Below are 11,010 nucleotides of genomic sequence, written 5' to 3' on the forward strand. Positions count from 1 at the left end.
AGCTGATGAAATCAGCGTAGTAGAGCCCACTCAACCACTGCGTCTTGCTCTACAATACAAAGATAACTGAGAGGCTAGGACTTTTGTCCCAGCCTCCTTTTTATTTCCTCCGCTCTGCATAGTCGACAAAATGAAACTTGTCTAATTTGTGACGGCTTTCGGTGAACTGGAATTGCCGACCGTCTGCTAAGTAAACTTGGGAGCGGACCGTTAGCACGTGTTGGTCTTTTCCAAGATCCAGTAAGATCTTATCGCGATTATCGATTGGTGAAATCAAAATTTCTTTCTTATTGGGTTGAAGTGTTTTTTTTGAAAAATATTTTTGAAAGCGCTTGAAAATGTAAAACCATTCCCTTATAATAAAAGAGGAAAACTTTTTAGGGATGGAGAGAAGCATGAGAAATAACGGAAAAAAGATTCGATTATTAGCAGTAGCTACCTTATTGGTTAGTCAGTTGGGGGTCTTTAACAGTGCCCTCACGGTAGTTGCTGACGAGACCACAGCTTCGACTTCAGAGTCAGCACTTGTGACGAACACTAGTAGCGAGGAAGGCTTGACAAATCATTCGACTTCCGCAACAACAACTACAGACGCTACGACGAGAGCTTCGAGTGATAAAGAAGAGACATCTAGCAGTTCCTCAGACGCTACTGAGGAGAAAACGGTTAAGGTCGGGGACATTCAAGGGGAATCGCAACGCTCTCCACTGGAAGGCCAAAAGGTAGCCATCAAAAATGCAGTGGTGACTAAGACAGACCGCTATGGTTTTTATGCCCAAGATATTGAGTCGGATGGGAATAGCCGTACTTCAGATGGGATTTATGTTGTTTCCAAATACAAGGTGAAAGTCGGTGACAAGGTGAAAATCACTGGTACCGTCAAGGAAGGCTATATGGAAGAGGTTACCTTGGGAGCTGGGAAAACCTTTAAGGAACCAACGAATAGTTTAACGGTGACCATGCTGGTCGATGCTTGGATCACAAAAGATGGGACGGCCCCTCTTCCAGAAGCTGTGAATATCACTGCGGGCATGCCAGCAGATGTGAAGCCTAATCCGACTGCCTATGCTCCAGAAACCGATGCCCTCGATTATTGGGAAAGCCTGGAAGGAATGCTCACAGTGGTGAAGAAACCGCATGTCCTTGGTCCCCAGTACAAGGGAGATATCTATGTCTTGGGAGAAGATTTCACAGGCCTTCCTTTAAACAATATTGGAGGTCTGAATCTACGGCCACATGCGCAAAATACTGCGACGATCCCGATTTATGTTGGGAATCAGTTTGTCGCAAAAGCCAAGGATTACTTTACAGAAGATGTGACAGGAGTGGTAACGTATCGAAATAGCTTCTATAAATTAGAGCCCACTCAACAGTTGATGGTCCAAGACGGTGGCTTGCAGCGTCAAGCAGCTCAAACCCAACCAAGTGAGGACAAGCTGACCATTGCTTCCTATAATATTGAAAATTTCTCGGCTAACAATGCCAAAAATGAAACCCCAGAGGATAAGGTGACGCTGATTGCCAATTCCTTTATCCATGAAATTCACAATCCAGACATCATTACTTTGATTGAAGTCCAGGACAATAATGGTAGTGTGGATGACGGAACGACCAGTGGTGTTGAAAGTGGACGCAAACTAGCCAATCGGATCAAGGAATTGGGTGGCAAGAGCTATGAGTATACGGAGGTTGCTCCAGTAGATGGCGCTGACGGAGGAAAGCCTGGTTCTAATATTCGTTTGGGAATCCTCTACAATCCAGAACGCGTAACCTTAGCCAAAAAAGAGGCAGCAACTAGCAACGAGGCAGCACAATTTGACAAGGGACACCTGGTTAAAAATCCAGCTCGGATTGCCCCTAATGACCCATCGTTTGATCATACTCGCAAGTCTTTGGCTGTTGAATTTGAATTCAAAGGTCAACCAGTTGTGGTGATTGCCAATCACTTGAAATCAAAAATCGGAGATGATGCTATTTATGGGGCAAGCCAACCAGCAGTGGAACATACCTTGCCAACTCGTGAAGCACAAGCTAGTGTCATCCATCAATTCGTTCAAGAAGGCTTGAAGCAAAATCCGAAGACCACCTTTGTTTTGACGGGTGATTTTAATGACTACGATTTCTCAACCACGGCACAGATCCTTGCGGGTAGTGAACTAACCAACTTAATGGCTCAACATGATGCAGGCGATCGCTATTCTTATTTCTACCGTGGAAGCAATCAAGTTTTGGATAACATTTTTATCTCAAACAACATGGCAGCCAAAGCAAGGTTTGAACCAGTCCATATCAATGCTTCCTTTATGAAGGAACATGGTCGTGCATCAGACCATGATCCTGTCTTGGTCCAAATCGACTTTAGTGGAGCACAAACTCCAGGAACGCCGACGGATGATCAACAAGGGAATACAGGACAACCAACGGATCAAACCATCCCTTCCTCATCGAATACAGGGTCTCAACTAGCCCCTCATCAGGCTCAAGCCAATGAACAAAAGAGTTCACCATCTGAAAGCAAAGAGAAGGGCAAGAACGAAGATGAGAAGCAAGACGACAAGGAAGAGGCAGCAACAGAAACGAAGACACCAGGAAAACGGAAAATCCTCCCATCTACTGGACAAGAAACAAGCTATCTAGCTCTTTTTGGAGTGGCAATAGCTACGATGAGTCTTGTCTGGTATAAGAAGAAAAAGACTTACTAACGTTTTCAAAAGAAAGATCTAAAAAAGGAGTCGCTGGCTCCTTTTTTGTTCCAACATACAGGACAGATAGTCCCAAATTGGAAACTGTACTAGGACAATGAAAACTACTGAAAAAAACAGATTCTTTTCAAAAAGAAGCTTAAACTCTTTAAAATAGATGGAATCGTGTTATAATAAAACCATAAAACGTTTTCAAGAGAAGAGGTTCCTCAATGGAAAATGAAACAGTTGACTATGGAAAAGTAACAGGAATGGTACACTCAACAGAAAGTTTTGGGGCAGTAGATGGGCCTGGGATCCGCTTTATTGTCTTCCTTCAAGGGTGTCAAATGCGGTGTCAATACTGCCACAATCCAGATACTTGGGCTATGGAAACCAACAAGTCCCGTGAACGGACAGTGGATGATGTCCTAGAAGAAGCCCTCCGTTATCGTGGCTTTTGGGGCCAAAAAGGGGGAATCACGGTCAGTGGTGGAGAAGCCCTCTTGCAGATTGACTTTTTGATTGCACTTTTTACCAAGGCTCAAGAGTTGGGCATTCATTGTACTTTGGATACCTGTGCTCTTCCTTTCCGGAATACGCCTCGTTATTTGGAAAAATTTGACCGCTTGATGGCAGTGACAGACTTGGTGCTTCTGGATATCAAGGAAATCAATGATGAACGTCACAAAATTGTGACCAGCCATACCAATAAAACGATTTTAGCTTGTGCCAAGTACCTATCTGATATTGGAAAACCAGTCTGGATTCGTCACGTTTTGGTACCTGGGCTTACAGACCGAGATGACGACTTGATCGAGCTTGGAAAATTTGTTAAAACCCTAAAAAATGTCGATAAATTTGAGATCCTGCCTTACCATACCATGGGGGAATTCAAATGGCGTGAATTGGGAATTCCGTACAAATTGGAGGGTGTGAAACCACCGACAAAAGAACGGGTCCAAAATGCAAAAGATTTGATGGAAACAGAAAGTTACCAAGATTACCTGAAACGGGTCAAAGGATAAAGAAGAAAAACAGTTGGCAATCCCAACTGTTTTTTCTAGTGAATGCATTGTTCTTCCCTTTCTTTAAACGGAAAAACGTGTTAAAATAGAGTGAATCTATAAATGAAATAAAGAGGTAGAAACATGTCAAAAATTCTCGTTTTTGGTCACCAAAATCCTGACTCAGATGCTATCGGCTCATCTGTAGCTTTTGCTTATCTTGCAAAAGAAGCTTATGGTTTGGATACAGAAGCAGTGGCTCTTGGAACTCCAAATGAAGAAACAGCTTTCGTATTGGACTATTTTGGTGTGGAAGCACCACGCGTCATCACATCAGCTAAAGCAGAAGGTGCAGAGCAAGTCATCTTGACAGACCACAACGAATTCCAACAATCTGTTTCAGATATCGCTGAAGTAGAAGTTTACGGTGTAGTGGATCACCACCGTGTGGCTAACTTTGAAACTGCCAGCCCACTTTACATGCGTTTGGAACCAGTAGGATCAGCATCTTCTATCGTTTACCGCATGTTCAAAGAACACGGTGTAGCAGTGCCAAAAGAATTGGCAGGTTTGATGCTTTCAGGTTTGATTTCAGATACCCTTCTTTTGAAATCTCCAACAACACACCCATCTGATAAAGTGATTGCGCCAGAATTGGCTGAATTGGCTGGTGTCAACTTGGAAGAATATGGTCTTGCAATGCTCAAGGCTGGTACTAACTTGGCAAGCAAATCAGCAGAAGAATTGATCGACATCGATGCTAAGACTTTTGAATTGAACGGAAATAACGTTCGTGTGGCTCAAGTGAACACAGTTGATATTGCGGAAGTTTTGGAACGCCAAGCTGAAATCGAAGCAGCTATCCAAGCTGCCAATGCAGCTAACGGCTACTCTGACTTTGTTTTGATGATTACAGACATCGTCAACTCAAACTCAGAAATCTTGGCTCTTGGTGCCAACATGGATAAGGTAGAAGCAGCCTTCAACTTCAAACTTGAAAACAATCATGCTTTCCTTCCAGGTGCCGTTTCACGTAAGAAACAAGTGGTTCCTCAATTGACTGAAAGCTTTAATGCATAATGATAAATGGGGAAACCCATTATTAAAAAGGAGTTTCGGCTCCTTTTTTTCTAGGAGAGAAATATGCTAGAAAATGGTGATTTAATCTTTGTGAAAGATGATTCGGATATAGGGCAGGCCATCCAGGCATCAACTGGCAACTATAGCCATGTGGCCATCTTTTTGGACGGATTCATTTATCATGCCACGGTAGAAGGTGGCGTCCTTTCCCAGTCCCCTGAAGATTTCTTTGAAGCTGAGAAAGTATATGACCTTTATCGCTGTGCGGAGATTGATTGTCCAGAGGTCAAAAAGCGAGCAGAGAGTCTTTTAGGGGCTCCCTACAATGCGTCCTTTTATCAGGATGGAGATGGTTATTACTGTTCCCAGTTCATTGCTGAACTACTTCCTATTTTTGAAACCATTCCCATGAAGTTTGGAGATGAGGAAGAGGAGATTAGTCCGTTCTGGCTGGATTACTACAAGGAGCTCGGTCTAGCCGTTCCTCTAGATCAGCCCGGGACCAACCCGAGTCAGTTAGCCCAATCTCCACTGCTACATTTTAAAGAAAGGTATTTGGATGATTTGGATTCATGAAATAACAATCTGAAACTTTGATACAGTTTATAAGAGTTACATCAAACTAAAGAAAAATAATTTTTTAATCCTTTCCTCACAGCGGAAAGTCTCGATATATTATTTCCTGATTTTAAAAATATGTTCTACCTTAGAATACAACTTGTAAAAGTTGTATTTTTTATTTTAATATCCTCTGGATGTTTCTTGTATAGACAGATAAAATATGATATACTGCAGCAAAAACTAACCACTGGTTAGTTTTTCTGGAAATTAAAGGAGGAAGTAAATATGTCTTTCTTGTATCGTTTATTAACACGTACAAAACAAATCAGTCCACATATAAATAAGTTTGAGTTCGAATTGGGCATTTTTGTTGTCAGCATATGGCTAGTTGAATCATCTGGTCGCTTTTATGTGATTGATACGGGAATGCGAGGAATGGAGAAGTACGCTGCCCAGTTTTTACTCCCACAAAAAATTGAAGCAATTTTTCTGACCCATGGACATCCAGATCATATCAAAGGTTTGCTCTATCTTAGACAGCACTTTGGGAACATCCCGACTTTAATCAGTGAGAAGGAATTCCCCTATATTTCAGGCAAAGAACCTTTTCCTAATAGAAAAGAGACGGAAAAAGTGATTTTTGATCCGGCTACTTTTATAACTGTTGAAAGTCAAGAAGGTCAAGACTTGATAAGTAGTGCAGGACTAAAACCCCTATTTTCTCCTGGGCATTCCCCTGGTCATGTTGTTTATTACCATGAAGAGGATCAAGTTTTAATCGCTGGAGATCTTTTCACAGCTACGAGAGGTGGAAAGTTGCGTCCACCAATGAAAGGATATACAGCAGATATGAGACAAGCTTTAGCTAGTGGTGAAAGAATTCTCAATAGTTATCCGCAGGCACTTGTTAGTGTTTGTCATGGTAGTGAGGTAAAAGATGCAGTACGAGATTTTGAGGCATTGAATGGGTTTAAAGGGAGTTTGTAATGGCAAAGGATACAAGGTCCAGAATTATCAGAGTAGCAGAGGAAATTTTCCGAAAAGAACCTTACCAGAAGGTGGGAATTAGGCAGATTGCTCAAGCTGCAGGATGTTCACATACAGCTATTTATCAGTATTTTAAAAAGAAAGAGGATATTTTATATGCAGTAGCGGAAAAACCGTTAACTCATCTCTATCATACTTGCTTAGAAATCAGCCATTCCAAGCAGACTGATAAAGAACGTCTGCTCCAAATCTGTCAAACATATGTGGATTTTGGGTTTAGAGAACGAAGTTTTTATGAATTATTGATTTTTTACCGTGGAGAGCATGAAGATCCAGGCGATTGTTCGCAACCGTTGATGCAATTGAGAATGAAAAGTTATCGTTTATTGGAAGAAGCTATTGATGTCTTTTTACCGAAAGACTTATCTGATGCAGAAGTGCTAAATATTCGTAGTGGAATCTTTATTTTTTTACATGGCCTAGTGAGTATCTACAGTAGGGACAATGAAGAATGTCCAGAACGCATTAAGCAACTACTGACTGATTTTATTTCTTTTAAAATAATAGAAATGAAATGAGTTGGAATAACTTATGGGGCTTCTACAGTAAACTTGGATTGAAAAAACTAAGTTCTTTTATTGCCTTATTTTCCCCTCTTGCCTGCCTATCTATAAATTGAAGATTTTGTCCTTTGGTATTGATTTCGCTTAAACTAATTTTTATGTTACAATAAGAACGAACCGATAAAACAGTAAACGAGACCTATTCATGATTACAATCATTAATCCCATACGTTTGACACGTCAGCCATTTTTCAAGGACTTGATCAACTTTTTGGATCAGCACGACGATGTGATCCTGCGGCAAATCAAGGCCCAATTTCCAGATCAACCAGTGGATAAGCTGATGGAGGAGTATATCAAAGCGGGCTTCATCCTTCGAGAAAATAAACGCTACACCCTCAACCTGCCCTTCTTGAAGTCAGCTGATCTTGTTGACTTGGATCAGGAGGTCTTTGTTCGAGAGGACAGTGCAGTTTATCAAGAATTAAAAGCCAAGGTCTTCCAAACGGAACTCCGCAACACGACCAATGAAGCGATTCTCATAGAGGAGACGGACTTTGCACGACATGCACAGACCCTTTCCAATTACTTCTACAAGGTTGCCCACCAATATCCATTGACAGAGGAGCAAGAAAAGCTCTATGCTATTTTGGGCGATGTCAATCCTGAGTATGCTCTCAAGTATATGACTAGCTTTTTGCTCAAATTTCTCAAAAAAGAAGTAGTCCAGCAAAAGCGCAAGGACATCTTTGTCGATAGTTTAGAAATCTTAGGCTATATCCGCAAAAATGATGAAGGCAAATATGAATTAGCAGTGGACTTGGATAAGGAAAGACTGATGTTTATCAAACAATAGAAAGAGGCTAGGAAAACTTCCTAGCCTTGTTTTTTTGATTATAGATAACGTTCAGCGATGGCGGCGTCACCTGGATACTCTTCTTTTACGCCGTTGACAATTTGGTAGCAGTCCGCTCCTTTTCCGGCGATAATGACGGCATCTTCAGGCTTGCTGGTTGTTGCCATAGCCAGTTGAATGGCTTGCTCTCGATCTGCGATTTTCTCAACAGGGCGCGTGATGAAGCTGCTAATCTCTTCAGCGATAGCCAAAGGATCTTCATAGTTGGGATCATCAGCTGTGAGGAAGACTTGGATCTCAGGATGCTCTTCTAAGAGTAAGCCAAAGTCCTTGCGGCGGCTCTCTCCCTTATTACCAGTTGATCCAAGTACCAGTGAAATGGTCCCTGTTTGATGGGTTTCGACAACTGAGAGCAGTTTTTTCAAGCTATCTCCATTATGGGCGTAGTCGATGAAGACCTTAGCGCCATTTTTCTGAGTCAAGACTTCCATTCGGCCAGGAACACGCGTCTTAGCAATTCCCTCTTTGATGTCTTCAAGACTCGCACCTAGACGAAGGCAGGCAAGACCTGCAGCCACAGCATTTTCTTGGTTGAAATGTCCAATCAGTTGGATTTCATAGTTTCCAGCTAATTTACCAGTGGCTGAGAAGCTGAAGGCCTTAGAGTTTTCAATTTGATTCTCAGACTGGCTTCCATAAAAATCGTGGTCTTGGTTCGCGACTTGGTCCGCTAAAACTTGGAAATGATCCATATCACTATTGATGACAACGGCTTGGCTGTTCTTCATGAGGAGACGTTTGTGGTAGAAATAATCCTCAAAAGTTGGGTGTTCAATCGGTCCAATATGGTCAGGACTGATGTTGAGAAAAACACCAACGTCAAAGGTCAGACCGTAAACTCGTTTTACCAGATAAGCTTGACTGGAAACTTCCATAATGAGGTGGGTCCGATCATTGGCTACTGCCTCAGCCATCATGGCAAAAAGATCCAAGCTCTCTGGAGTTGTCAGGGTCGATTTAAAGAAGTTTTTACCATCCAGCGTCGTATTCATAGTCGACAGCATAGCTGGTCGGTGACTTTGTTCCAAAATATGGTAAGCAAAATAGGCCGCGGTTGTCTTTCCCTTAGTCCCTGTGAAGGCCAATAGTTTTAATTGTTTCTCAGGGTGCCCATAAAACTCCATGGCAATTAAGCTCATGGCCTGTTTGATATTATTGACGAGGATGGCAGGAATACCAACTTCATAATCTTTTTCAGAGACATAAAAGCCGAGTCCATTAGAAATAGCCTGTTCCAGGTATTCTTTTTTGAAACTCGCCCCTTTAACAAAAAAGAGGGTACTAGCAGAAACCTTACGGCTATCATAGCTAATGGCATCAAAACTTGTTCCTTCTAGATGGTAGTAGTATTCACCATTTACTAGAACTTCTCGGAAATTTTGGTCATGTTTTAAAATGTTGAGGGTTTGTTCAATTGTAATCATAAAACTATTGTAAACCTAAAGTCCCTATTTTACAAGTGTCATGGAAAAGTTTATAATGAAGAGAAGAAGAAACGAAAGAGGACACCAATGAGTCACGAACAAAATGACCAGCAAGCCCAGATGCTACGCGGGACTGCCTGGATGACAGCCAGCAACTTTATCAGCCGTTTGCTAGGAGCCGCTTATATTATTCCTTGGTATATTTGGATGGGGAAATATGGGCCACAAGCCAATGGTCTTTTTACAATGGGCTACAATATCTATGCTTGGTTTCTCTTGATTTCGACAGCTGGAGTGCCCGTAGCTGTTGCCAAGCAAGTAGCCAAATACAATACCCGGGACCAAGCCGATCATAGCTTTGCTTTGATTCGGGGCTTCTTGAAATTTATGGGAATTTTAGGCCTAGGATTTGCCATTCTCATGTATCTTATGTCTCCTGTCTTTGCGAGTCTTTCAGGTGGGGGAAAAGAGTTGATTCCGATCATGCAGAGCCTTTCTTGGGCTGTCTTGATCTTTCCTTCGATGAGTGTCATTCGGGGATTTTTCCAAGGTTTTAACAACATGAAGCCTTACGCCATTAGCCAGATCGCTGAACAAGTCATCCGGGTCATCTGGATGTTGCTCACGACCTTCTTCATTATGAAGATTGGCTCAGGTGATTACGTGCAGGCTGTGACGCAGTCGACCTTTGCGGCCTTTATCGGGATGGGAGCGAGCCTTCTGGTGCTCTTTTATTACCTTGCAAAGACAGGTTTGCTCTCTTCTATTTTTAGAAAGCAAGAGGGAAGTGAAGGGATTGACACTCGGGCTCTCTTGATCGATACGATTCGTGAGGCCATTCCTTTTATTATCACAGGTTCCGCGATTCAGCTCTTCCAAATTGTTGACCAGATGACCTTTATCAATGTCATGTCTTGGTTCACAGATTATAGTCAAAAGCAGCTCTTGGTCATGTTTAGTTATTTCTCTGCTAATCCAAACAAAATCACCATGATCTTGATTGCGGTAGCGACTTCGATTGGGGGAGTTGGGATTCCTCTGTTGACAGAGAATTATGTGAAGGGGGACCTAAAAGCAGCTGGGAAGCTCGTACAGGATAACTTGACCATGTTGCTCGCTTTCTTGCTTCCAGCCACCTTTGGTGCAGTAGCAGTCGCAAAACCACTTTATACGGTTTTCTATGGGCAACCAGATGGCTTGGCCTTAGGACTCTTCATCGTAGCGATGTTGCAGACCGTAATTCTCGGTCTTTACACGGTCTTATCGCCAATGATTCAAGCCCTCTTTCAAAATCGCAAGGCCATCCGCTATTTCCTTTATGGTGTAGTGGTGAAATTGGTCCTCCAAATTCCATTTATTTTGGTCTTTCGTTCTTATGGACCACTTTTGTCAACGACCATTGCGTTAATGGTGCCAATCGTCCTCATGTATCGGGAGATCCAAACCATTACTCAGTTTAATCGCACCATCGTCTTCAAGCGGACCTTACTTGGTTCTATCCTGACTGTGGTGATGCTACTTGGAGTCTTGATCGCCGGTTTGATTTTGGGCTGGATTTTCCCACCAAATGGCCGTGTATCGAGCATGATTTATATCGTCGTCATTGGAGGATTGGGAGTTGCTATTTATGGAGCCTTAGGATTATGGCTACGGTATTTTGACCGCTTTATCGGAGGTCAAGCTGCACGTCTTAGACAAAAATTTCGGATTAAATAAATCAGAGGTTGGGTAAAAAGTGCCCAGCCTCTCAATTATTTTTGGATTGTCGAGCAAGACGCAGTGGTTGAGTGG

Annotated in this window: 9 protein-coding genes and 1 pseudogene; 8 read left to right on the top strand and 2 right to left on the bottom strand. The window is 42.3% G+C overall.

Translation table 11 applies throughout. The features are described from left to right. Positions 1-100: 100 nt before the first annotated feature. A pseudogene (locus ADG03_RS03115) lies at positions 101-310 on the bottom strand (UTRA domain-containing protein); the annotation flags it as partial. 85 nt (positions 311-395) lie between these two features. Here ADG03_RS03115 and ADG03_RS03120 point away from each other — a divergent pair. From ADG03_RS03120 to ADG03_RS03150, 7 genes are all read left to right on the top strand, one after another. Then, on the top strand, positions 396-2,702 hold the full coding sequence (locus ADG03_RS03120; RefSeq protein WP_049472482.1) for an endonuclease/exonuclease/phosphatase family protein: 2,307 nt from the start codon (positions 396-398) through the stop codon (positions 2,700-2,702). A 212-nt stretch (positions 2,703-2,914) separates the two neighbouring features. Next, the gene (gene pflA / locus ADG03_RS03125) at positions 2,915-3,709 is read left to right on the top strand and encodes a pyruvate formate-lyase-activating protein (RefSeq protein ID WP_003008306.1); all 795 of its coding nucleotides are present in this window, start codon (positions 2,915-2,917) and stop codon (positions 3,707-3,709) included. A gap of 123 nt (positions 3,710-3,832) precedes the next feature. Continuing rightward, a complete protein-coding gene (locus ADG03_RS03130) occupies positions 3,833-4,768 on the top strand; it encodes a manganese-dependent inorganic pyrophosphatase (RefSeq protein ID WP_003005572.1) in 936 nt (311 codons plus the stop codon). Between the two features lie 63 nt (positions 4,769-4,831). Continuing rightward, positions 4,832-5,344: a YiiX/YebB-like N1pC/P60 family cysteine hydrolase gene (locus ADG03_RS03135; protein WP_049472483.1), complete on the top strand. Its 513-nt coding sequence runs from the start codon at positions 4,832-4,834 to the stop codon at positions 5,342-5,344. Positions 5,345-5,614: 270 nt separating this feature from the next. Next, positions 5,615-6,316, top strand: a complete 702-nt coding sequence (locus ADG03_RS03140; RefSeq protein ID WP_049472484.1) for an MBL fold metallo-hydrolase — start codon at positions 5,615-5,617, stop codon at positions 6,314-6,316. After that, positions 6,316-6,894 (top strand): TetR/AcrR family transcriptional regulator, encoded by a 579-nt coding sequence (locus ADG03_RS03145; protein ID WP_049472485.1) that lies wholly within the window; start codon positions 6,316-6,318, stop codon positions 6,892-6,894. Before ADG03_RS03140 ends, ADG03_RS03145 begins: the two co-directional genes overlap by 1 nt. 190 nt (positions 6,895-7,084) lie before the next feature. Beyond that, positions 7,085-7,735 (top strand): DUF1803 domain-containing protein, encoded by a 651-nt coding sequence (locus ADG03_RS03150; protein WP_049472486.1) that lies wholly within the window; start codon positions 7,085-7,087, stop codon positions 7,733-7,735. Positions 7,736-7,773: 38 nt separating this feature from the next. Here the strand turns inward: ADG03_RS03150 and ADG03_RS03155 are convergent, their stop codons facing one another. Next, on the bottom strand, positions 7,774-9,219 hold the full coding sequence (locus ADG03_RS03155) for a UDP-N-acetylmuramoyl-L-alanyl-D-glutamate--L-lysine ligase (RefSeq protein WP_049472487.1): 1,446 nt from the start codon (positions 9,217-9,219) through the stop codon (positions 7,774-7,776). 87 nt (positions 9,220-9,306) lie between these two features. Between ADG03_RS03155 and ADG03_RS03160 the strand changes: the two genes are divergently transcribed. Then, positions 9,307-10,935, top strand: a complete 1,629-nt coding sequence (locus ADG03_RS03160) for a putative polysaccharide biosynthesis protein (protein WP_049472488.1) — start codon at positions 9,307-9,309, stop codon at positions 10,933-10,935. Positions 10,936-11,010: the final 75 nt, after the last annotated feature.

The sequence above is a fragment of the Streptococcus parasanguinis genome (genome assembly GCF_001069785.1).
Taxonomy (GTDB): Bacteria; Bacillota; Bacilli; order Lactobacillales; family Streptococcaceae; genus Streptococcus; species Streptococcus parasanguinis_T.